The sequence below is a fragment of the Micromonospora trifolii genome (assembly GCF_050516465.1).
GTDB classification, from domain to species: Bacteria; Actinomycetota; Actinomycetes; order Mycobacteriales; family Micromonosporaceae; genus Micromonospora; species Micromonospora trifolii.
In genome coordinates, this window is sequence record NZ_CP191526.1 from 5,713,635 (window position 1) to 5,735,673 (window position 22,039).

19 protein-coding genes are annotated in these 22,039 nt (G+C 73.4%); 9 read left to right on the forward strand and 10 right to left on the reverse strand.

Annotated elements, in window-relative coordinates:
- The first annotated feature begins 39 nt into the window (after nucleotides 1-39).
- Nucleotides 40-1,002 (forward strand): GlxA family transcriptional regulator, encoded by a 963-nt coding sequence (locus ACQRWP_RS26610; protein WP_430498605.1) that lies wholly within the window; start codon nucleotides 40-42, stop codon nucleotides 1,000-1,002.
- Nucleotides 1,003-1,093: 91 nt separating this feature from the next.
- On the opposite strand, the gene tilS is transcribed toward ACQRWP_RS26610, so the two are convergent.
- From tilS to dacB, 3 genes are all read right to left on the reverse strand, one after another.
- Complete coding sequence (gene tilS / locus ACQRWP_RS26615) at nucleotides 1,094-2,086, reverse strand: tRNA lysidine(34) synthetase TilS (protein ID WP_430498607.1); 993 nt, start codon at nucleotides 2,084-2,086, stop codon at nucleotides 1,094-1,096.
- A gap of 10 nt (nucleotides 2,087-2,096) precedes the next feature.
- Nucleotides 2,097-3,167, reverse strand: coding sequence for a zinc-dependent metalloprotease (locus tag ACQRWP_RS26620; RefSeq protein WP_238682311.1), 1,071 nt, complete (start codon nucleotides 3,165-3,167; stop codon nucleotides 2,097-2,099).
- Between the two features lie 92 nt (nucleotides 3,168-3,259).
- Nucleotides 3,260-4,729 (reverse strand): D-alanyl-D-alanine carboxypeptidase/D-alanyl-D-alanine endopeptidase, encoded by a 1,470-nt coding sequence (gene dacB / locus ACQRWP_RS26625; protein ID WP_430503298.1) that lies wholly within the window; start codon nucleotides 4,727-4,729, stop codon nucleotides 3,260-3,262.
- A gap of 527 nt (nucleotides 4,730-5,256) precedes the next feature.
- Between dacB and ACQRWP_RS26630 the strand changes: the two genes are divergently transcribed.
- Nucleotides 5,257-5,763 carry an inorganic diphosphatase gene (locus tag ACQRWP_RS26630; RefSeq protein WP_109816465.1) on the forward strand — a complete coding sequence of 169 codons (507 nt, stop codon included), beginning with the start codon at nucleotides 5,257-5,259 and terminating at the stop codon, nucleotides 5,761-5,763.
- A 31-nt stretch (nucleotides 5,764-5,794) separates the two neighbouring features.
- Here the strand turns inward: ACQRWP_RS26630 and eccD are convergent, their stop codons facing one another.
- Nucleotides 5,795-7,198 carry a type VII secretion integral membrane protein EccD gene (gene eccD / locus ACQRWP_RS26635; RefSeq protein WP_430498610.1) on the reverse strand — a complete coding sequence of 468 codons (1,404 nt, stop codon included), beginning with the start codon at nucleotides 7,196-7,198 and terminating at the stop codon, nucleotides 5,795-5,797.
- Between the two features lie 101 nt (nucleotides 7,199-7,299).
- Between eccD and eccCa the strand changes: the two genes are divergently transcribed.
- The 4 genes from eccCa to ACQRWP_RS26655 all read left to right on the forward strand — a co-directional run bounded on the left by eccCa (nucleotide 7,300) and on the right by ACQRWP_RS26655 (nucleotide 14,287).
- Nucleotides 7,300-11,283 carry a type VII secretion protein EccCa gene (gene eccCa / locus ACQRWP_RS26640; protein WP_430498612.1) on the forward strand — a complete coding sequence of 1,328 codons (3,984 nt, stop codon included), beginning with the start codon at nucleotides 7,300-7,302 and terminating at the stop codon, nucleotides 11,281-11,283.
- Between the two features lie 74 nt (nucleotides 11,284-11,357).
- Nucleotides 11,358-12,698 carry a type VII secretion-associated serine protease mycosin gene (gene mycP / locus ACQRWP_RS26645; RefSeq protein WP_430498614.1) on the forward strand — a complete coding sequence of 447 codons (1,341 nt, stop codon included), beginning with the start codon at nucleotides 11,358-11,360 and terminating at the stop codon, nucleotides 12,696-12,698.
- Between the two features lie 52 nt (nucleotides 12,699-12,750).
- Nucleotides 12,751-13,542, forward strand: coding sequence for a phosphatase PAP2 family protein (locus tag ACQRWP_RS26650; protein WP_430498615.1), 792 nt, complete (start codon nucleotides 12,751-12,753; stop codon nucleotides 13,540-13,542).
- A gap of 37 nt (nucleotides 13,543-13,579) precedes the next feature.
- Complete coding sequence (locus ACQRWP_RS26655; RefSeq protein WP_430498617.1) at nucleotides 13,580-14,287, forward strand: phosphatase PAP2 family protein; 708 nt, start codon at nucleotides 13,580-13,582, stop codon at nucleotides 14,285-14,287.
- A 19-nt stretch (nucleotides 14,288-14,306) separates the two neighbouring features.
- Here ACQRWP_RS26655 and ACQRWP_RS26660 read toward each other — a convergent pair whose 3' ends face one another.
- From ACQRWP_RS26660 to ACQRWP_RS26685, 6 genes are all read right to left on the reverse strand, one after another.
- Nucleotides 14,307-15,485 (reverse strand): MarP family serine protease, encoded by a 1,179-nt coding sequence (locus tag ACQRWP_RS26660; protein ID WP_430498619.1) that lies wholly within the window; start codon nucleotides 15,483-15,485, stop codon nucleotides 14,307-14,309.
- Nucleotides 15,486-15,548: 63 nt separating this feature from the next.
- On the reverse strand, nucleotides 15,549-16,241 hold the full coding sequence (locus ACQRWP_RS26665) for an NUDIX hydrolase (protein ID WP_091403299.1): 693 nt from the start codon (nucleotides 16,239-16,241) through the stop codon (nucleotides 15,549-15,551).
- Complete coding sequence (locus ACQRWP_RS26670; RefSeq protein ID WP_430498621.1) at nucleotides 16,238-16,900, reverse strand: TlpA family protein disulfide reductase; 663 nt, start codon at nucleotides 16,898-16,900, stop codon at nucleotides 16,238-16,240. The genes ACQRWP_RS26665 and ACQRWP_RS26670 overlap by 4 nt, the downstream gene beginning before the upstream one ends.
- Nucleotides 16,897-17,685 (reverse strand): endonuclease III, encoded by a 789-nt coding sequence (gene nth / locus ACQRWP_RS26675; RefSeq protein ID WP_430498623.1) that lies wholly within the window; start codon nucleotides 17,683-17,685, stop codon nucleotides 16,897-16,899. Before nth ends, ACQRWP_RS26670 begins: the two co-directional genes overlap by 4 nt.
- Nucleotides 17,686-17,726: 41 nt before the next feature.
- Nucleotides 17,727-18,905 (reverse strand): CapA family protein, encoded by a 1,179-nt coding sequence (locus ACQRWP_RS26680; protein WP_430498624.1) that lies wholly within the window; start codon nucleotides 18,903-18,905, stop codon nucleotides 17,727-17,729.
- 11 nt (nucleotides 18,906-18,916) lie between these two features.
- Entirely contained in the window at nucleotides 18,917-19,624 is a 708-nt protein-coding gene (locus tag ACQRWP_RS26685) for an adenosylcobinamide amidohydrolase (protein ID WP_430498626.1), read from the reverse strand.
- Between the two features lie 143 nt (nucleotides 19,625-19,767).
- On the opposite strand from ACQRWP_RS26685, the gene ACQRWP_RS26690 reads away from it, so the two are divergent.
- The 3 genes from ACQRWP_RS26690 to ACQRWP_RS26700 all read left to right on the forward strand — a co-directional run bounded on the left by ACQRWP_RS26690 (nucleotide 19,768) and on the right by ACQRWP_RS26700 (nucleotide 22,002).
- Nucleotides 19,768-20,445, forward strand: coding sequence for a Crp/Fnr family transcriptional regulator (locus ACQRWP_RS26690; RefSeq protein ID WP_007466162.1), 678 nt, complete (start codon nucleotides 19,768-19,770; stop codon nucleotides 20,443-20,445).
- A 111-nt stretch (nucleotides 20,446-20,556) separates the two neighbouring features.
- Nucleotides 20,557-21,300, forward strand: coding sequence for a metallophosphoesterase family protein (locus ACQRWP_RS26695; RefSeq protein ID WP_430498630.1), 744 nt, complete (start codon nucleotides 20,557-20,559; stop codon nucleotides 21,298-21,300).
- A 96-nt stretch (nucleotides 21,301-21,396) separates the two neighbouring features.
- A complete protein-coding gene (locus ACQRWP_RS26700) occupies nucleotides 21,397-22,002 on the forward strand; it encodes a TetR/AcrR family transcriptional regulator (protein WP_124853601.1) in 606 nt (201 codons plus the stop codon).
- The last annotated feature ends 37 nt before the right edge of the window (nucleotides 22,003-22,039 follow it).

Here is a 22,039-nt window from a genome sequence, read left to right on the forward strand (position 1 = left end):
TCATCGATTTACTGCCACCTGTCGGGTTACCCTCGTCACATGCTGCGGTCCGTTGCCGTCCTCGCCCTCGACCAGGTCGCTCCCTTCGAGCTCGGCGTACTCGCCGAGGTGTTCGGCACCGACCGGACAGCCGACGGTTTTCCGGCCTACCGCTTCCAGGTGTGCAGCCCGGACGGCGAGCCCGTGCGTACCTCGTCCGGGTTCCACCTCACCCCACACGCCGACCTCGGCCCGGTCGACGAGGCCGACCTGGTGGCGATCCCCGCGCACAGCCAGGGCACCACCGTCCCCGGCCCGGTGCTCGACGCGCTACGCCGGGCCGACGCCCGCGGCGCGCACCTGTTCAGCGTCTGTTCCGGGGCCTTCCTGCTCGGTGAGGCCGGGCTGCTCGACGACCGCGAGTGCACGACCCACTGGCGGTACGTGGACGAGTTGCAACGCCGGCACCCGCGCGCCCGGGTGCGCTGCAACTCGCTCTACGTCCAGGACGGTCGGCTGCTCACCAGCGCCGGCACGGCGGCCGGCATCGACGCCTGCCTGCACCTGATCCGCCAGGAGCACGGCTCGGCCACCGCGACCCGGCTGGCCCGGCGGATGGTGGTCCCGCCGCACCGCGACGGCGGTCAGTCCCAGTACGTCGAGGCGCCCATCCCGAAGGCGCCCGAGGCACCCACCCTCGAACCGGTGCTGGAGTGGCTGATGGGTCACCTGGACCGGACGATCACCGTGGAGGAGTTGGCCGCCCGCGCCGGCATGGCGCCCCGAACGTTCGCCCGCCGGTTCCGCGCCGAGACCGGCACCACCCCACACGACTGGCTCACCAACCAGCGGGTGCTGCTCGCCCGGCGACTGCTGGAGGAAACCCCGTTGAGCGTGGAGGCGGTCGCCGACCAGTCCGGCTTCAGCGACGCGGCCGCGCTGCGCCATCACTTCAGCCGTCGGGTCGGCGCCACCCCGCACAGCTACCGGACCACCTTCCGGGACCGGGCGCACAGCAGCTGAGACCGGCCGGCCGAGCACCACCACCTCCAGGAAACACCCGGCGGCTCGCGGTGTTGCGCGGGTTGAAGCAGAGCAAAGGAGGCCGGTCAGGTCAGGTGGGGCGCACCGATGCCAGCCGGCCGTCGCGGCGGAGCACCCGGACACCGCCCGGCAGGTCGGCCGGGCCCTGACCGCGCCAATCGGTGACCAGGGCGTCCAGGGCGGCGACGTGCCGGTGCGACAGGGCACCGGGCAGGGCGCCCAGCTCGCGGGCCCAGGAGTGCAGCACCCGGCCGCGTACAGCGGGGACCAGGCCGAGCAGCGCCGACACGGACAGCCCGCCGTCGGGGCACCGGGCCGCCGCCAGCGCCGTCCCCGCCAACTCGTCGAGCGCGGCGTTGTCGGCGGCCACCAGCCGGGCGGTACGCGCGAGGTTGTCCACCACGCCCGGCCCGAGCGCCCGCACCAGCGCCGGCAGCAGGTCGGCGCGCACCCTCGACCGGGCGTACGACGGGTCGGTGTTGTGCGGGTCCTGCCACGGGCTCAGCCCGAGCACCGCGCAGGCGGCGCGCGTCTGCTCCCGACCGATCTCCAACAGCGGCCGCAGCAGCGGCACCCCGCCCAGATCACGCCGGGCGGGCATCCCGGCCAGCCCTCGTGGGCCGGCGCCCCGGGCGAGCGCGAGCAGCACCGTCTCCGCCTGGTCGTCACGGGTGTGCCCGGTGAGCACCGCGACGGCGTTCTGCTGCCGGGCCGCCTCGGTCAGCGCCTGGTAGCGGGCCTCGCGGGCGGCCGCTTCCGGCCCGCCGGGACGCCCGGCCACCTCCACCCGGACCACCGTCGCCGACCCGAAACCGACCCCCCGCCCCCAGGTGGCCACCGCCTCGGCGCGCTCAGCGGAGCCGTCCTGCAAGCCGTGGTCGACGGTGACGAGCGCCGCGGCGCGGCCCAGCCGAGGCGCCACGAAGACGGTGGCCGCCGCGAGCGCGAGCGAGTCGGCGCCACCGGAGCAGGCCACCAGCACCGGACCGCCGGACGGCAGACCGGTCAGGGCGCGGCGGACCGCCACCCGGATCGCGGCCACCGGTGGAGCGAGCGCGGCCACCGGCGGGTGGTCAGCCAGCGGCCGGGATGGTGCCGGCCGGGCCGTGCACCCGGGCGACCCAGGCGTCCGGGTCACCCAACTCCGACAGTCGCGGCAGGGTCAGCGGCGAGTTGAAGATCGAGTTGAACCCGTCCATGCCGACGCGTTCCACCACCCCGTGCACGAACTTGCGCCCCTCGGCGTACTGGCGCATCTTGACGTCCACCCCGAGCAGTCGGCGGATTGCCTTCTCCAGAGGGTTGCCCGCCTCGCGGCGTCGGTTGAACGACGCCCGGATCCGCTCCACGCTGGGGATCACCTGCGGGCCGACGCCGTCCATCACGAACTCGGCGTGCCCCTCCAGCAGGGTCATCAACGCGGTGAGCCGGTCCAGTACGGCCCGCTGTGCCGGGGTCTGCACGATGTCCAGCACGCTGGTGCGGCTCTCCGGGTCACGGACCGCCTCGGACAACGTGGCCACCCCGCGCCGCAACCGCTCGACCAGGTGCTCACTTCCGCTGGACGAGGCGTCGACGAACGCCTGCACCTCGCTGAGGAAATAGGCCCGCATCCACGGCACGGCCGTGAACTGGGTGCGGTGGGTGACCTCGTGCAGACACACCCAGAGCCGGAAATCCCGAGGGTCGGCGCCGAGCTTGCGCTCCACCTCGACGATGTTCGGTGCGACCAGCAGCAGCTGGCCCGGGTCAGCCGAGAAGACCTCGTACTGGCCGAGCACCCGGCCGGAGAGGTAGGCCAGCACCGTCCCGGCCTGCACCCCGGTCAGCCGAGACCCGATCGCCTCGGTCAACGCGCCCGGTTGCTTGTCGCCGGAGAGCCGACTCACCAGCGGAGTGATCACCTCGCGGAGACCGGCGATGTTGGTCGCGGCCCAGTCGCGGCGATCGACCACCCGCACCGGCGGATGCGACACCTGTGCCCGCAACCCCGTGTAGTCGGCCACGTGCCCGGCCGCCTCGTCGGTCAGCCGACGCAGGTCGCCGACCACGTCGGTGGCTTCGGCGTACGACACGCGAGGGCCAGACTTGCTCAATGCTCCCGCCGTGGCGGCGGCCAGATCCCAGTCCACGAACTGCGCCATGGACCCACCGTACCCGCGCCGCGACACCCCGGCCCGGGCTCGCGCCCTCGATCGACACCGATGGCGACGGCGTCACCCCGAACCGGCGACGGTCAGCCGCAGCCGCAACCGGCCAGCGCGGCGGCGATCCGGTCCAGTGCGGGCTGGGCGGTGTCCCGGTCACCCGGCACCTTGTCGGTGAGCACTGCGAAGGTCAACAGCCGACCATCGGCGGTGGTGACCAGGCCCGCGATGGAGTGCACGCCGGTCAGGGTGCCGGTCTTGGCCCGGACGCTGCCCGCGCCAGCTGCGGTGCCGGCGGCGGTGCGGTAGCGCTCGTTCAGAGTCCCGGACCAACCGCCCACCGGCAGGCCACCGAAGACGCCGGCCAACTCCGGGTGGTCCGGACTGGCGGCCAACCGAACCAGGTCGGTCAGCAGCGACGGGCTGATCCGGTTGAGACGGGACAGGCCGCTGCCGTCGGAGACGCTGATCTCCTCGGCGGGCAGGCCCAGCTCCGCCACCTCGGCGTCCATGGCGGCGGCGCCACCGTCGAACGAGGCGGGCTGACCGCGGGCCAACGCGACCTGCCGGGCGAGCGCCTCGGCCACCAGGTTGTCGCTCTCGCTGATCATGACGTCGACCAGCCGGATCATCGGCGGAGACTGCACCACGCCCAGCTCGGTACCCGGTGCCGGGCTGGCACCGGCCGCCGCCTGAGGCGGGGCAGTGCCACGCTTCACGGCTTCGGTCGGCACCCCGAGCAACCGGGCGAACGCCTTGCCGGCGGCCAGGTCCGGCTCGGCGAACCGCGGGGCGGACCCGTGCTCGACGCCCGGGTCGGTACGGGCGCCGTCGGTCATCAACGCGGTCACCGCGCCGCCCGAGCCACCGGTGGGGATGTCGTCGTCCCAGCCAGGGCCGTAGACCGGGCCGGAGTAGACCGAGCCGTCAACGACGATGCTGGTCGGGGGTGTGCCGCCGAGCGCGGTACGCACCTGGGCGGCCAGGTCGTCGAGGCGCGCCGCACCCGGGTAGTAGCCCTTCTTGTTGATCGCGAGGGTCGGGTCGCCGCCCCCGACGATCACCACCTCGCCGGCCTTCGCGCCGGCCACCACACGAGTGGGAATCCGGTAGCCGGGCCCCCGGGCCGCCAGCACGGTCACCGCGGTCGCCAGCTTCGTCACCGAGGCGGGCACGGTGCCGTCGTCCGCCCCCTTGTCGAACAGCGTCTGACCGGTGATCACGTCGGCGACCGAGACGTTCACCCGGTCGCCCAGGGCGGCGACGCCGACCAGTGGATCGAGCACGGCACGAACCCCGTCCGGGGTGGGCACCGGGGCGTTCGAATCCGGGCCGCCCAGCACGTCCGACGGGGCGGGTTCCGGAGTTACGCCGACCGCGTTCGGCCCGGACCCGGCGTCGTCGCCCAGCCACCCGGCGACCGGACCGGGACGGGTGATCACGACGCCGACGCTGGCGAGCACCAGCAGGAGCACGGCGGCCAGTACCACCGGCAGCCGCCTCCGGCGGCGCGGCGCGGCGGGTGCGGGTGCGGGTGCGGCATCGGCGGGTGCCGGCAACGCGGAGATCGGCGGGCCCACCGGTGGGACCCCGCCGGGGCCGGTCGGCCCGGGACCGAACGACGGGCTGAGCGGCGCAGGGCTGACCGGGACCGTGGCACTGCCGCGCGGCGGGCCGCTCACCGGTTGCTCACCGCCGGCTACCGGGAAGTGACCGGTGTTCGGAGCGGGCGAAGCCGACCCGGTCGGCGGGCGCCAGGGCAGCGGCCGGGGTCGCTCGGGCACCGTCTCCGGTGCCGGGCTCGGTGCTTCGGGAGCCCGTGGGAGGTGCGCCTCCGGCACCGGGACCCGCCCCTTGGCACTGCCGGAGCCGGATCGTCCGGTACCGTGCGCGGAGCCCCCGTCCGGGCGGTAGTGTGAATCTTCCCTCCCCACGACCCCCTCCTCCCCCAGCGAAAATCGGCTTGGGTGACACTACTTCGGTCCGAAGACTATGCGGCGGCCGGAGTCGGCGGGTGGGCATTCACCTGTCCGGAGGGCCGCCAGTGGTTCCGTTAGCCAGCGTGGGCAGACGAGGGAGCGTGCAGATGGATTTCGACGTGACGGTTGAGATCCCCAAAGGTCACCGGAACAAGTACGAGGTGGACCACAAGACCGGCCGGATCCGGTTGGACCGCACCCTCTTCACCTCCACCCAGTACCCGGCCGACTACGGGTTCATCGAGGGCACCCTGGGCGAGGACGGCGATCCGCTGGACGCCCTCGTGCTGGTCCCCGAGCCGACCTTCCCGGGTTGCCTGATCCGCTGCCGCACCATCGGCATGTTCCGGATGACCGACGAGAAGGGCGGGGACGACAAGGTCCTCTGCGTGCCCTACGAGGACCCCCGCCAGGAGCACCTGCGCGACATCCACCACCTGGGCGAGTTCGACCGCCTGGAGATCCAGCACTTCTTCGAGGTGTACAAGGACCTGGAGCCCGGCAAGTCGGTGGAGGGCGCGACCTGGGTCGGCCGCACCGAGGCCGAGGCCGAGATCCACGCCTCCTACCAGCGGGCCAGGGACGCCGAGGCGCGCGGCGAATCCGCCCACTGACGACCGCTGACGCACCGGGCCCGAGGGTCGCTCAACCGAGCAACCCTCGGGCCCGGTCGTACAGGTCGAGGACCGCGCAGGCGATCGGCACCACGGCGACCACCAGGGCCGTGTCGGTGAGGTCCGCGATCCTCCCGAGGTACGGCGAGACCGGCCGGCGGGCGTACCCGGTGCCGCTGGCGACCGCCACCAGGGCCAGCGCCGCCCCGCCCAGGACCAGCACCAAGTGCCCGGTCTCATCGGCCCGACCGACCAGCACCGCACCCAGCGCCGCGTAGCCGGCCAGCCCGGCGAGCACCGTCGGCACCCGGTGTCGCAGCGCCACGAACAGCCGCGACCGCAGCAGCAGCACGGCCGAGGTGACCGCCACCAGCACCCGACCGGCCGTGCCACCGGCGACCACGAGTACGACCGCGGTGGCCACCACCAGCAGCGCGTGGCCGATCAGCATCCCGGTGAGCATCTCCTCGGTGCGGATCACCGCGGCGAGCACCCGGCCCCGGTCCGGCAGATCCCGGGCCCGCTCCGGCTCCTCCGCGGAGGTGGCGGCCGGCAGGGTGATCGGCGGCAGCGGCAGCTTGCCCAGCCGGATGGCCAGCAGCGGGATCACGCCGACGGCGAAGACCAGTGCGCTGAGCAGCACCGCCGCCGTACCGGCCGTGGTCATCAGCAGCCCACCGAGCGCGGCCCCCGCGCCGATCAGACCGACCGTGACACCGGCCACGAAGACCCGCAGCAGACTGGCCACCCCGAGGAGGCCGATCAACGCCACCAGCAGCAGCGCGACCGAGCCGGCCAGCAGTTCGGGAGCGCCCACCCAGCGGGCCGGTCCGATCGGCCCGACCGGGTCGCCGGAGCCGACGGCCAGGGCCCCGGCCGTGAACGCGTAGGGCAGCGCGTAGCCGCCGAGCGTCGCCCCGGCGGCGCCGTCGCCGTTGGCGCGCGAGGCCACAGTGCCGGCCACGGTGAGCACCAGCGCCACCGCGGCGGCCGCCAGCCAGCCGGCCCGGTGCGCCGGGCCACCGGCGAGCAGCGCGAGCAGTCCGACCGCGAGCGGTACGGCGGCACCGGCCAGACCGGCTGCCCGGGTGGCGGTGGGCGACCAGGCGCCGCCGCGGCGGCGAGCACCGTCGGCGATCGCCTCGATGACGTCGTCGTACTCCAACTCGGGCCAGTGCGCGCGCGCCGGCACGAGGTGCAGCACCTCACCGTCGCGGACCCCCTGCGGTAACAGCGCCTGCGCGGTCACCAGCAGCGCCCCGTCGGTGCGGCGGAGCACCCAACCGCCGTGCTGCTCGCCGTCGTCGGCCAGCCCGACACCGGCGTGCCGGAGCACGTCGGGCAGCAGCTCAGCCAGGGGCACCTGCTCCGGCAGGGCGACGTCCACCCGTCGTTGCGGCGCGCTGATGGTGACGCGTGCCAGCCCGGTAGTCATCGACTGGTCTCCATATCGAGGGGGATCGGAGGCTGCGCGGACGACAGGACTTTACCTACCATGAGCCAGGCTCGGGTTACCCAGCGCTGTCAGGAGGCCGAGTGTCCACCGTCGTCATCAAGCGCCCACCGCGCCGACCAGCGCCGGAGATTCCTGCCGGTGAGCTGTCGGTCGACGCACCGCCGGAGATCCCCGTGGTGACCGGCGGGCGGTGGCAGCAGCTGCTCATGCTGCTACCCATGCTCGGCGGCACGGTGGCGATGGCGATGATGTTCGGCCGGGGCGGCGGCGCCTACTCGTACGTGGTGGGCGGCATGTTCGGGCTCTCCTCGTTGGCAATGCTGGTGACGTCCTGGGGCAGCGCCTCCGGCACCCCGAAGAAGTCCGAGATGATGGCCGCCCGCAGGGAGTACCTGCGCCACCTGGCCACGCTGCGGCGGCGGGTCCGGCGGACCGCGGGCCAGCAGCGGGCCGGGCTCTACTACCGGCACCCGGATCCGGGTCGGCTCTGGTCGACGGTGGACAGCCACCGGGTCTGGGAGCGGCGCCCCGCCGACCCGGATTTCGCTGTGGTGCGGGTCGCCGTCGGGCCGCAGACCCTGGCCACCCCACTCGTCCCACCGGTCACCCGACCGCTCGAGGAGCTCGAACCGATGACCGCCGGCGCGCTACGCCGCTTCCTGGACGCGTACTCCGTGGTGCCGGACCTGCCGGTGGCGCTGTCGCTGCGTAGCTTCGCCCGGGTGCACGTACGCCCCGCCGGCCGCGGCCGGGCGACCACCCCGACCACCGGCGGCCCACCCACCGGCGACCCGGCGGCGCAGGCGCTGGTCCGGGCCGTGCTGACCCAGCTGGCGGTCTTCCACGCCCCCGACGAGCTGCTCGTCGCGGTCTGCGCCGGGCCGGAGCGCCGGGCCTGCTGGGAGTGGGTGAAGTGGCTCCCGCACGCCCACCACCCCGGCCGCACCGACGCGCTCGGCCCGATACGGCTGGTCACCAGCTCCGCCGCCGAGTTGGAGTCGCTGCTGGCCGACGTGCTGGCCACCCGGTCCCGGTTCAGCCCGGCCGGCCCGGCCACCGACGGTCCGCACGTGGTGGTGGTCCTCGACGGCGGCGACCTGACCGGCGCCAGTGACCTGACCGGCGACGGCGGCATCGACGCGGTCACCGTGCTGGACCTGGACACCCCGCCGCCCCGACTGCTGGACCGGTACGCGCTGCTGCTGGAGTTGCACGGCCGGCGGCTGCACTCGCGGTCGTCCGACGGGCACGCCGAGGTGGGCACCGCCGACCAGTTGGACCTGGCCGACGCCGAGGCGGTCGCCCGACGGTTGGCGCCGCTGCGGCTCGCCGGCGCGGCCCGCGGGCCGGACGCCCCGCTCCAGGCCGACCTGGGCCTCCCCGAGCTGCTCGGTCTCGGTGACCCGGAGAGTTTCACGGCGGAACAGGGCTGGTTGCCGCGCTCGGCACGGGATCGACTGCGGGTGCCGATCGGGGTGGGCGCGGACGGCGGCGCCATCGAGCTGGACCTCAAGGAGTCCGTCCAGGACGGCATGGGTCCGCACGGCCTGCTCATCGGGGCGACCGGCTCCGGCAAGTCCGAGCTGCTCCGCACGCTGGTGCTGGGGCTGGCCGCCACGCACAGCTCCGAGCAGCTCAACTTCGTGCTCGTCGACTTCAAGGGTGGCGCCACCTTCACCTCGTTCGACCGGCTGCCGCACACCGCGGCCGTGATCACCAACCTGGCCGACGCGTTGCCCCTGGTCGATCGGATGGTGGACGCGATCAACGGGGAGTTGGTCCGCCGCCAGGAGTTGCTGCGGCGCGCCGGCAACTTCGCCAGCGTGCGCGACTACGAGCGGGCCCGGGCGGCGGGCAGCCCCCTCGCACCGCTGCCGTCGTTGCTGCTGATCTGCGACGAATTCTCGGAGCTGCTCTCCGCCAAGCCCGACTTCATCGACCTGTTCGTGCAGATCGGCCGGCTGGGCCGGTCGCTCGGCGTGCACCTGCTGCTCGCCAGCCAACGCCTGGAGGAGGGCCGGCTCCGCGGGTTGGACACCCACCTCTCGTACCGGATCGGGTTGCGCACCTTCTCGGCGCTGGAATCCCGGACGGTGCTCGGCGTGGCGGACGCGCACGAGCTGCCCCGCTCACCGGGCCACGGCTACCTGCGCGCCGGCACCGACCCGTTGGCCCGGTTCAAGGCCGCGTACGTCTCCGGTGCCGTCCGCCGTCGGGCCGCGCCGGGCGGCGTCGCCGCCGAGGGAGGCGCGCGGCTGCTCACCTTCACCACCCACGTCGTACCGGTGCCTGAGCCGGCAGCCCCGGTCGTGCCAGTCGTGGCGGAGGAGGAGGGCACCAGGACGCTGCTCGACCTGCTGGTGGACCGGCTCGTCGGGCAGGGCCCGCCGGCGCACCAGGTCTGGCTCCCGCCGCTCGGCCAGCCGCCGGCCCTGGACGAGCTTCTCGGTCCGGTCGAGGTGCACCCGAAACGCGGGCTCACCGTGGGCAACCCGGAGTTGCACGGGGCACTCGGCGTGCCGATGGCAGTGGTGGACAAGCCGTTGGAGCAACGCCGGGACCTGCTCTGGCTGGCGCTGGACGGCGCTGCCGGGCACGTCGCGGTGGTCGGTGCGCCGCAGAGCGGCAAGTCCACCGCCCTGCGTACGCTGATCTGCGCGTTGGCGCTCACCCACACACCGGCCGAGGTGCAGGTCTACTGCCTCGACTTCGGCGGTGGCGGGTTGGCCGCGCTGCGCGACCTTCCGCACGTGGGCGGGGTGACCGGCCGCGCCGACCCGACCGCCGTACGACGCACCGTCGGCGAGATGACCACCCTGCTGGTCGACCGGGAACGCCGCTTCGCGGAGCTGGGCGTGGAGTCGATGGCCGCGTACCGGCAGCGTCGAGCGGCAGCGGGGACGGCCGGCCAGCCGGGCGCCGACCCGTACGGCGACGTGTTCCTGGTGATCGACGGGTGGAGCACCATCCGCGGGGAGTACGACGACCTGGAGCCGCTCGTCACCGACCTCGCCACCCGGGGTCTGTCGTACGGGGTGCACGTGGTCGCCACCGGGCTGCGCTGGCTGGATTTCCGCCCGGCGATCCGGGACCTGTTCGGCTCCCGGCTGGAGCTGCGCCTCGGTGACCCGACCGACTCGCTGGTGGCCCGGCGCGCGGCAGCCAACGTGCCGGAGCGCTCCGGCCGAGGGGTGACCGCCGAGGGCCTGCACTTCCTCACCGCGCTGCCCCAGCTCGGTACCGCCGGCGGCGACACCGCCGACCTGGTCAAGAGGGCCACCGACGGGTGGACGGGTGCTCCGGCGCCCCGGGTGCGGCTGCTCCCGCCGGCGCTGCCGTACGCCGATCTGGACCTCACCTCGACGACCGGGCTGCGGCTGCCGATCGGGATCGCGGAGGCGGACCTGCGCCCGGTGCTGCTCGACTTCGCCACCGAGCCACACTTCGTGGTCTTCGGGGACTCGGAGTGCGGCAAGTCGTCGTTCCTGCGCGCGCTGGCCACGTCGATCATCACCCGGTTCACTCCCGAGCAGGCCCGGGTGATCCTCGTCGACTACCGGCGCAGCCTGCTCGGCGCCATCGAGACGCCACACCTGATCGGGTACGGCACCGCGGCGGCGCACACGGCCGATCTGGTCGAGTCGGCCGCCGGTTACCTGGAGCGGCGGGCTCCCGGGCCGGAGGTCACCCCGCAGCAGCTGCGGGACCGGTCCTGGTGGTCCGGGCCGGAGCTGTTCGTGCTGGTGGACGACTACGACCTGGTGGCGGCGGGGCCGGCGAACCCGTTGCGCGCGTTGGAGGAGCACCTGCCGCACGCCCGGGACATCGGGCTGCACCTGGTGCTGGCCCGTCGGTCCGGTGGGGCGAGCCGAGCCCAGTACGAGCCGATCGTGCAGCGCCTGCGGGAGCTGTCCACCGCCGGCCTGGTGATGGCGGGCAGCCCCGAGGAGGGCGCACTCGTCGGGCCGGTGCGACCCGGACCGCTGCCGCCGGGGCGTGGTCGGCTGGTCACCCGGCGGGAGGGCGTACGCCTCGTTCAGCTGGCGCAACTGCCGCCGCAATGACCTGACTCGCCGGTTCTTCCCGTGACGGGTGGGGAAACCGGTAATCTCCGATCGTCATGGTTCCGTCGGGATGAATGGCTGGGGATGTGACTGGGGTGCGGTACAGCGGTCCGTCCGCGGCTCGACGAGCGACCGGCCGGGCGCTGCTCGGCGTGGCCGCGGCGCTTGCCGTCGTGGCCCCGACCGCGGCAGCCGTGCCCGTCGCCGCGCCCACGAACGGTGGACAGCTCGCCGGCGCGCCGATGGCGTTCGCCCCCGGTGACGCCGTCGCCCGCACCGATCAGGTCCGCGACGAGCAGTGGCAGCTCGACGAGTTGCAGGCCGAGACGGCGTGGCGCAGCTCGACCGGCCGGGGCGTGACAGTGGCCGTTGTCGACTCCGGAGTGGACGGCAACCACCCCGACCTGGTCGGCCAGGTGCTGCCCGGCAAGGACCTGGTCGGCCCCGGTGGCGCGCCGGGCCCGGACCCGGTGGGTCACGGCACCACGGTCGCCGGCCTGATCGCCGGGCGCAACGACGACAAGCGGGGTGTGGTCGGCCTGGCGCCGGACGCCCGGATTCTGCCGGTCCGTGTGCTGGACGAGGAGAACCGTTACGACGACGCGCTGATCGTCGCGCAGGGGGTCCGCTGGGCGGTCGACAACGGCGCCCGCGTGATCAACCTGTCGCTGGGCGGCAGCGGCGACAGTCCGGCCCTGGCCGCCGCCCTGGATTACGCGTTCGTGCGGGACGTGGTCGTGGTCGCCTGCACCGGCAACCTGGCCACCTCCACCAGCACCAAGGTCTGGTATCCGGCTCGGGAGCCGGGTGTCATCGCGGTGTCCGGTCTCGAACGCAGCAGCGACAACCTGTGGTCCGGATCGATCACCGGCCGGGCGACGGTGCTCACCGCTCCCGCCAGCGGGTTGGTCGGCGCCAAGCCTCCCGGCGGGTACTGGCGGGTGCAGGGCACCAGCTTCGCCGCGCCACTGGTGGCCGCGACCGCCGCGCTGGTCCGGTCCCGCTATCCGCAGATGCCCGCGGGTGAGGTGGTCAACCGGCTGTTGGCCACCGCCCGGGACCTGGGCCCGACCGGGCGGGACGACCGCTTCGGGTACGGCATGGTCGACCCGGTGGCCGCGTTGAGCGCTCAGGTGCCGCCGGTGACAGCCAACCCGCTGGACGACCAGACGTCGCCGGGCGTGACCGGTTTCGGTCCGGCGCCCGGCTCGGTCGACGACGATCCGGTGGCCGGTGCCGGTAGCGATCCACTCGGTCTCGCCGCATCCGGTCAGCAGAGCCGCTGGACGGCTCGGGCGGCGGGCGGTCAGGACACCTCCGCGCCGGAGCAACTGTGGACCACTGTCGTGCTCCTCGTCGCTCTGGTCGGCGTTGCGGCCCTGATGGTGCGCCGGTTGCGTCAGCGCACCCGTTGATCTCGGCCGACCGGCAGGCCTGACCGACCGCCCGGCCGGGTAGAACGGACCCATGAGTACGCAGCGGCCGCCCACCCTCGCCCCCACCGGCCAGCCGTCCTGGCGGCACCGCCGATTCGACCCGGACCATGCGCTGGGGCTGCGGCTCACTCTCGCCGCGACGGCGGCGTTCCTGGTGCTGGTGCCGTTCGCGCTGCTCACCCTGCTGGTGCTCGGCGCCTGGGCACCGCTGCACCGGCTGGACACGGTGGTCACCGACGCGCTGCACGGCTACGCCCAGGATCACCCGGCCTGGGTCGTGCTGATGCGGGTCTGGACCGAGGTCTTCGCACCGATGCCGCTGCGCGCCGTCGCCCTGCTCCTGGTGGTCTGGTTGCTGCGTCGGGGAGCCCGCCGGCTGGCCCTCTGGGCGGCCACCACCATGGTCGTCGGCGGGTTGGTCGGTCCGCTGCTCAAGTTGCTGGTCGGCCGGGACCGGCCGGAGTTGCTGGACCCGGTGGCCCGGGCCGCCGGTTACTCGTTCCCCTCCGGGCACGCGTTGAACGCCACTCTGGCCGCCGGGGTGCTGCTGCTGGTGCTCCTGCCGTACGTCAGGCGGGGGGCGGCGCGGGCCGCGCTCTGGGTGGCGGCGGTCCTGCTCACAGTGGTGACCGGGCTGAGCAGGGTGGCCCTCGGCGTGCACTTCACCAGCGACGTGGTGGGTGGATGGATGCTCGGTGTGGCGGTGGTCGCGGCCACCACCGCCGCGTTCACCAGTTGGCGGGCGCACACCGGTCTTCGGCCGGTCCGGCCGACCCGCGACGGCGTCGCTCCCGAGGTTGAGCGGCACCCTGAAGCGGCCTGAGGAGTGACGACGAGGTCGGCCGGGTACTGGCCGACCCATGTCCGAGACCGTGGTCCAGATCGTCCGGCGGGTGCTGCTGCCGGTGTCCCTCCTGCTCGGGCTCATGGTGCTGCTCGGGGTGCTGGTCACCCGGGTGTTCGCCCGGACCTGGCCGTTCACCGTGGAGGACGCGGTGAACCGGGAATTCGCCGCCGACCGCACCGCCGACTGGAACAACGTCTCGCTGGTGTTCAGCACGCTGGCCAGCACCCAGATGATCGTCGTGGTCACCGTGCTGGTGGCGTTGGCGCTGCGGCTCTGGCTCAAGCGCTGGCGCGAGCCGCTGTTCCTGTGCGCGGCGGTGACCGCCCAGGCGCTGGTGTTCCTGCTGACCACGCTGGCGATCGACCGGCGGCGGCCGGCGGTGGAGCACATGGACGTCTCGCCACCCACGTCGAGCTTTCCGTCCGGGCACACCTCGGCGGCGGTGGCGCTCTACGTCGGCATCGCCGTGCTGCTGGCGCTGCGGGCACGGAGCACCGGAGCGAAGGTCGCCTGGTGGACGCTGCTGCTGATAGTGCCGCTGGGCGTGGCGCTGACCCGGATGTACCGGGGAATGCACCACCCGAGCGACGTGGTGGCGTCCTTCCTCAACGGCGGCACGTGCGTCGCGATCATGGCCCGTGCCGTGCTGGGCCGGGGGCTGCGGTGGGGCCGGGCGAAGCTACCAACCGTCGGGCGTCGCGCCATGTCGGCCCAGGGCTGAGCTGACCTCGCGGCGACGCTCAGGTGCACTCGCCGGTGGCGACCTGCCGGTTGCGTTCGGCACCGGCCAACGCCACCGGGCGGGCCTCGGCCGCCGTCACCGCGAAGCCGGTGTTCGGGTCGTCGGACGCCGCCGCGAAGATCACGCCGAGCACCAGGCCGTTGGCGGAGAGCAGCGGACCGCCCGAGTTGCCGCTGCGGACCAGCGCCCGGATCGTGTAGATCTCCCGGGTCACCTCGTTGGACGAGTAGATGTCCGGGCCCTTGATCCGGTCGACGTCCCGGACCCGCGCCGACTGCGCGTTGTACGGGCCGTCGAGCGGGAAGCCGAGCACGATGGCGTCAGAGCCGCTGCCCGCGTTGCCGGCGGCGAACCGCAGGGACGGCCCGGGCAGCCCGGGCACGAGCAGCACCGCCAGATCCCGGTTCGGGTCGTAGACCACCACCTTGCCGTCGTACCGCTCGCCGCCCAGCTCCACGGCGACCGAGCGGGTGCCGGCCACCACGTGCGCGTTGGTCATCACCCGGTCGTCGGCGTACACGAAGCCGGAACCCTCGATCCGGCGTGAGCAGCTGGGCGCGGAGCCGAGCACCTTGACGACCGACTGCTGACCGCTGACCACCACCTGGGAGCCGGCCAGTGCCGGGTCCGGCGGGTCGACCTGCCGGGCCCGGGTGGGCGCGAGGTCACCGAAGACGTCCGGGAACCCGTCGGTGTCGACGGTGTCCTCCAGCGCCGTGGACAGCTGGTGGGCCTGCTCCGGGAGGACCTGGTTGACCACCGTGATCAACGCGCTGTTGCGGACCGAGGCGGCGAGCCAGGGCACCGAGGACGAGCCGAGCGGCACGGCGACCAGCCAGGCGAGCAGGAGCACCGCGAACAGCGAGACGAACGCTCCACCGACGTCGTCGGCCCGTCTGCCCACGTCGCTGGTGATCGTCTTACGTAGGTGCGAGCCGAGCCAACCGGCGAGCGCCTGCCCGACCACGGCCAGCCCGAAGATGGCCACCAGCGAGATCAGCACACGGGTGCCGGCGTCCACGAACTGCCTGGCGAACAGCGGCCCGAGCTGGAGACCCAGCAGTAGACCCAGGAAGAAGCCGGACAACGACGTGACGCCGATGACGAAACCCTGGCGGTATCCGCTGATCGCGAACACGAGCATGAGCAGCAGCAGGACGAGATCCACGACGGACACGGGTCAAGCGTACGGGCAGTGTGCCCGCCGGATGACCATCGCTTGCGGATGGTGACCGTGCGGTCAGCGCAGGGCGTTCTCGTCAGCGTCGTCGGTGCCGGCGGACGGGGCCGGTGTCGCCCCGGTCGGCGGAAGCTCCACCACCCGGCCGCGCGACCACGGACGGGCCCAGCCGCCCATCTCGAGCAGGGTGGCGAGCACGCCGGCGGTGAAGCCCCAGACGAGCATCCCGCGCGCCGAGAACGCCGGCCCGATCCAGCCGCTCGGGTGGCGGACGCGCAGGCGGTTGGCCGGATCGACCAGCTCGCTGACCGGCAGGCGGGCGACGTGTGCCACCTCGGCCGGCTCCCGTGGGTGCACCGGGTGCGGGTCGTGCCACCAGGCCAGCACCGGCGTGACCACGAAGTCGCTGACCGGGATCCACAGCTTCGGCAGCTCGGCCAGCACGGTCACGCTGGCCGGATCGAGGCCCACCTCCTCGTTCGCCTCGCGCAGGGCGGTGGCGCGGACGTCGGCGTCCTCCGGGTCGGCCGCACCCCCGGGAAAGGCGGGCTGGCCGGCGTGATTGCGCAGGGTGGCGGCGCGTTGCAGGACCAGCACGTCGGGACCCGCGCCGGGCTGCTCGCCGAGCAGCACCAGCACGGCGCTCTCCCGACCGCCCTCGGCCGGGGTGGTCAGCCGGGTGAAGTCCTCGGCGCGGGCGGTGCCGAGCCGGGTCAGCAGCGGCTCGATCCACTCGGGGGGCCGACGGGTCACGCCGGCACCGCCAGGCCGAGGTGCTGGCGGACCAGCTTGGCGAGCTTGGTGTCGTCGAGAGCGCCGCTGGCGTCGATGTGCCGGACCTGGCCGTCGGCGGCGACGAAGAGGGTCAGCGGAATGGCGTTGCGCTTCAGCTCGCGCTGTAGCGCCTCGCCCTGGTCCACCAGGATCGGGAACCGGACGCCGAAGTCCTCACCGATGGACTGGGCGCCGCTGCGGCTGTCCCGGCTGTTGACCCCGACCACCTGGAGCTGACCGGCGGCCCGCTCGCTGAGGCGCTGGAAGGCGGGCAGCTCCTTGCGGCACGGCGGGCACCAGGAAGCCCACACGTTGATCACCGCCGGCCCGGCCACCTCCCGCAGCACGACGGGGGCGCCGCCGGTGAAGCAGGAGAGCGTCAGCTCCGGCAGCGCCGACCCGCCAGCGGCGGGGGCCGTCGTGCCAGGCGAGGCGGGGGTAGCCGTCGTGGGGGCCGCCGTGCCGGAGCCGGGCGACGTGGCAGGGGGCGCCGTGCTCAGCGTGGCGCAGTCCCGGAACGGGGACGGTCGCTCAGCCGCGGCCGGACGGGGGGCTGGCTCGTCGTTGGCCGTGCCGCTGGTGCAGCCGGTGACCGCCAGCAGCAGCGGCAGGACGGCGAGGGCGAGACGGCGGTTCACGGCACCTCCGCCGTGATCGCCTGCGCCGGCACCAACTCCGGGTCGACCCTGGCAGCCACCGCGAGGTCGCGCGCCCGAGGACCCTTGAGCAGCTTGGCGGCGGCCGCCGGCTCGGTCGGGCCGGTGCCGTACGACGGGCAGAGCTTCGCGAGGGTGCACGCGCCACAGGCCGGCTTGCGGGCGTGGCAGACCCGTCGCCCGTGGAAGATGATCCGGTGCGAGAGCATGGTCCAGTCGCGCTTGTCGTACAGCGCGCCGATCGCGTGCTCGATCTTGACCGGGTCGGTCTCGGCGGTCAGCCGCCACCGGTGGACCAGCCGCTGGAAGTGCGTGTCGACGGTGATGCCCGGAACGTCGAAGGCGTTGCCCAGGATCACGTTGGCGGTCTTGCGGCCGATGCCGGGGAGCGTCACCAGGTCGACGAGCCGGCCCGGGACCGCGCCGTCGTACCGGTCGAGGAGGGCCTGACCGAGCTTGAGCAGTGAATCGGTCTTGTTGCGGTAGAAACCGGTGGGCCGGATCAACTCCTCCATCTCGCCCCGGTCGGCCCCGGCGTACGCGGCAGCGCTCGGGTAGCGGGCGAAGAGCTTCGGGGTGACCTCGTTGACCTTCTTGTCCGTGCACTGCGCGGACAGAATCGTGGCGACGGCCAGCTCCAGAGCGTTGGAGTGGTCCAGCTCACAATGCGCGTCGGGATGCGTCTCGGTCAGCACCCGGCCGATCTTGCGGGCACGGCGTTTGCGCCCGAGATCGGTCTCGCTGGCACCGGGAGGGCTACTGGTCACGACGGTCAGCCTACGTCGCACCCCGGACGCTCCTCGTCGGGTCAGCCGGCGGTCGGCGCCGAGATCTTCCCCTGCCCGTCGAGGCGAGCGCCGCCCTTCGGGAAGTCGGCGCGGCTCAACTCGGTGACCAGGCCCAGGCCCCGGTCGTCCGGGTCCATCGTCGGCTTGCCGGCGGAGTTCATGTACGTGGAGGCGAACGAGCCGCCGGCCCAACTGCCGTCCGGCTTGAGCGACACCTTCAGCACCCCGCCCCAGCCGAGGCGGCCGGCGTTGCTCAGCGAGTTGCCGCCGCCGGCGAAGTTGCCCAGGCTGTACGCGATCAGGCGCCCCTTGTAGAACTCCATCCCGCGCAGCACGTGCGGGCCGTGCCCGACGATCAGGTCGGCGCCGGCGTCGATCATGGCGTGCGAGAACTTCACGGGGTCGCCCCGGTTTTCGCCAAGGAACATCTCGGTGCCCGGCTTCACCCGGGTCTTGTCGACGCCCTCGCCACCCATGTGCACCTGCACCACGACCAGGTCGGCCATGGTGGCGGCCTTGGCGACCACCGCCTTCGCCTTGTCGATGTCGACGAGGCTGTTGGACCAGACGTACGACGAGAAGCCGGCGACGGCGACCTTGACGCCCTTGACGTCGACCACGGTGATCTCGTTCGGTGCGCCGGTGTGCTCCAGGTCGTAGTTCTTCAGCGCCTTCTGGGTGTTCTCGTAGCCCTTGGGCCCGTAGTCGTACCCATGGTTGTTGGCCTGGTTGAGCACGTCGAAGCCGGCGTCACGCAGGTGTGCGGCGTACTCCGGCGGGGCGCGGAACTGGAAGCAGCGGGTGGAGTTCGCCCCGCATTTACCGGTGCCGGTGTCGACAGTCAGCGGCTCCTCCAGGTTGCCCATCACCAGGTCGGCCTTGAGCGCCTCGGTGACCGAGTTGAAGAAGCCCTTACCGCCGGCGGCGGGCAGCCGACTGGGCGCGTTGCCCATGATGATGTCGCCGGTGGCGGAGAGCGAGATCGCGCCACCCTGACCGGACGACGCGGGCCCGGTGGCCTTCGGGCTGGTCGTGGAGACCGGCGCGCCGGTGCCACCACCTCCCGCGCCGGGCTGCCAGACGGGTGCCTCACCACCGGGGTCGGCACAGCCGGCCACGAGGAGGGCGGCCAGCAGCGCGGCGAGGCCGAGGGCGACGCGGCGACGCGGGCGGGACGCGAGGAGGGCGGGAGCGTACATCGCTCGCGACCCTACCGGTCGTTAAACGCGCCGACGACAGCCGATCGGTTGGACTTTGCGCCCCTGAGCTGGTCGGACCACGGCACGACCGGCCGGGAACCACCGGCGAGCACCGCCGCGTGCACCGCTCGGGCGAGCGGAGCGCCCCAGGTGGAGCGCGGCCCCCCGTATGCGGCCTCCGGCCCGTCCACCGGGCAGAGCACGGTGACCGCGTCGGTGGGCGTGCCGGTCCCCGGCACCCCCAGCTCGGTGATCGCCTGGGTCTTCGCCTCGGTCGCGGTGGCCACCGCGTTGACCAGCGCCGAGTCGGCGAGCCGGGCCGGCACGTACACCACGATGTTGACAGTGCCGACGCGTTCGGTGAGCGCGGCCGGCGTCGGAGCGGCCGCGGGCACCGGCGTGCCGAGCCCGACCGTCGCCCAGGCCCGCACCCCGGCGTCGGTTCGCGCCACCACCTCGGTCACATCGACGCCGGTCAGCAGGCCAATCCCGGGCCCGTCGAGGGCCAGCTCGGCGGCGAGCGAGGCCAGGTGCGCCGCGGGGTCCTCCCGGTCGTACGACATCGGTACGGTCGCGTTCAAAACCCACCGCCGGACCCCGATGCCACCGCCCAGCGGGGCACTGCTGACCGCCCGCAGAGGCACGTCCGCGCGCCAGACGAGCAGCGGGACGGGCCGCCCGTCCTCGGCGCGGCTGGTCAGAGTCGGCTCGCTCAGCACGTCGGGCAGGTTACGCCCACCGATCAAGATTCCAGGGGCGACCTCTGATTCATGCTCACGTGCGCCTAGACTTGGCGGCGCGCGAGGGGATCAGCGGACGGCGGCCCCGGCCGACGGACGGCACGCGCAACCGGAGGTGCGCAATGGACGAGGTACTGGCCCGCAGCGGGATCTTCCAGGGTGTTGACCCGGAAGCTGCCGAGGCGCTTGCCAAGGAGATGGAGACGATCGAAGTCCGCAAGGGCGAGATCGTCTTCAATGAGGGCGAGCCCGGTGACAGCCTCTACATCCTGCTGTCCGGGAAGATCAAAGTTGGTCGCCGCGCGGCGGACGGCCGACAGAACCTGATCGCGGTGATGGGGCCGTCGGACATGGTCGGTGAGCTGTCGCTCTTCGACCCGGGTCCGCGTACGGCGACCGCCACCGCGGTGACCGACACCCGGCTGGTGCGGCTGCGTAAGCAGGCGTTGCGGCCGTGGCTCAACAACCGCCCGGAGATCGCCGAGCAGCTGCTCCGGGTGCTCGCCCGGCGGCTGCGCCGGACCAACGACTCGCTCGCCGACCTGATCTTCACGGACGTGCCGGGCCGGGTCGCCAAGAACCTGCTCCAGATGGCGGGCCGCTTCGGCACCCGCGACGGCGGCGTTCTGCGGGTCACCCACGACCTCACCCAGGAGGAGATCGCCCAGCTCGTCGGCGCCTCCCGGGAGACCGTCAACAAGGCGCTGGCCGACTTCGCCTCGCGCGGCTGGCTGCGGTTGGACGGCAAGAGCATCATCATCCTGGACCCGGAGCGCCTGGCCCGTCGCGCCCGCGTCTGAGCAGCACCGAACGTCCCCGCCTGCCGTCACCGACGGTAGGCGGGGACGTTTGCCATCTGCCTGGCGCAGAATCGCTGGCCTCGGGGCGGTGCCGGCGGTGAGGGTGGGGCCATGGTGAACCGAGTTGCGGTGCTCTCCGACATCCATGGTGTCCTGCCGGCGCTGGAGGCCGTACTGGTCGAGCCGGACGTCGCCGCCGCCGATCTGATCGTGCTCACCGGCGACATCGCCGCCGGCCCGCAACCGGTCGAGGTGCTGGACGTGCTCGCCGACCTGGGTGACCGGGTGTGCTGGGTCGGCGGCAATGCCGACCGCGAGCTGGTCGAGGCCCGGGCCGGCCGCCCTGCGTCGATCGAGGTGTCGAACTGGGCCGCCGGGCAGCTGCGCGACGACCAGGTGGCCCGGCTCGCCGCGCTGCCGGCGACGGCGACGCTGGAGATCGACGGCCTCGGGCCGACGCTGTTCTGCCACGCCACGCCCCGCGATGACGAGGAGGTCGTGCTCGTCGACTCCCGGCTGGCCCGCTGGGCGGAGGTGTTCGACGGTCTGCCCGCCGAGGTCGCCACGGTGGTCTGCGGCCACACGCACATGCCCTTCACCCGGCTGGTCGACCGGCGTCTGGTGGTCAACCCGGGCAGCATCGGCATGCCGTACGGGGGCGCGGGCGCGTGGTGGGCGCTGCTCGGGCCGGGCGTCCAACTGCGCCGCACCGCCTTCGACGTGGACGCGGCCTGCGCCCGGGTGGCGGCTGAGTCGACCTTCCCCGACGCTGCCGCCTGGGCCGACGAGTACCTGCGCTCCCAGCACAGCGACGCCGACGCGCTGACCGTCTTCGGCCCCCGCGACGGCCGCTGAGCGAGCAGTCGGAAGGCCACCTGTGTCCATCCGAGCGTCGCGGGCTCAGAAAAAGTCAGTCTTGACTGTTTGTTTCGGAGGCCCCAGGCTGTCCCCGTGCCCACCGCATCGACACGTGTCCCTCAGCAGGAACGCAGCCGCGCCACCCAGGCCCGGCTGCTGGAGGCGACCGTCGACTGCCTGATCGAGCACGGCTGGTCGGGCACCACGACCACCGTCGTCGCCGCGCGGGCCGGTGTGTCGCGTGGAGCTCAGCTGCACCACTACCCGACGAAGGCGGCGCTGGTGACGGCCGCCGTGGCCCATCTGGCCGAGCGCCGGGCCGACGAGTTGCGTACCGAGGCCGAGGCGCTGCCGGCTGGGCCGCAACGGTTGGACCGGGTCGTCGACCTGCTCGCCGTGGCGTTCACCGGGCCGCTGTTCGTGGCCGCGCTGGAGCTCTGGGTCGCCGCCCGCACCGATCGGGAGCTGCGGGACGCCCTGGTGCCGCTGGAGGCGACGGTCGGGCGGGAGATGCACCGGCTCACCGTCGCCCTGCTCGGTGTCGACGAGCGTCGACCGGGTGTCCGCGAAGCGGTGCAGGCAACGCTCGATCTGCTCCGTGGGCTCGGGGTGGCCAACCTGCTCAGCGACGACTCCGCCCGCCGGACCGCCCTGTTGACCACCTGGAAGCGCCAGCTCGCCACCCTGCTCACGCCCTGACCGCCGGCCGCACCGGCCCACCACCGACCGGAGGCAC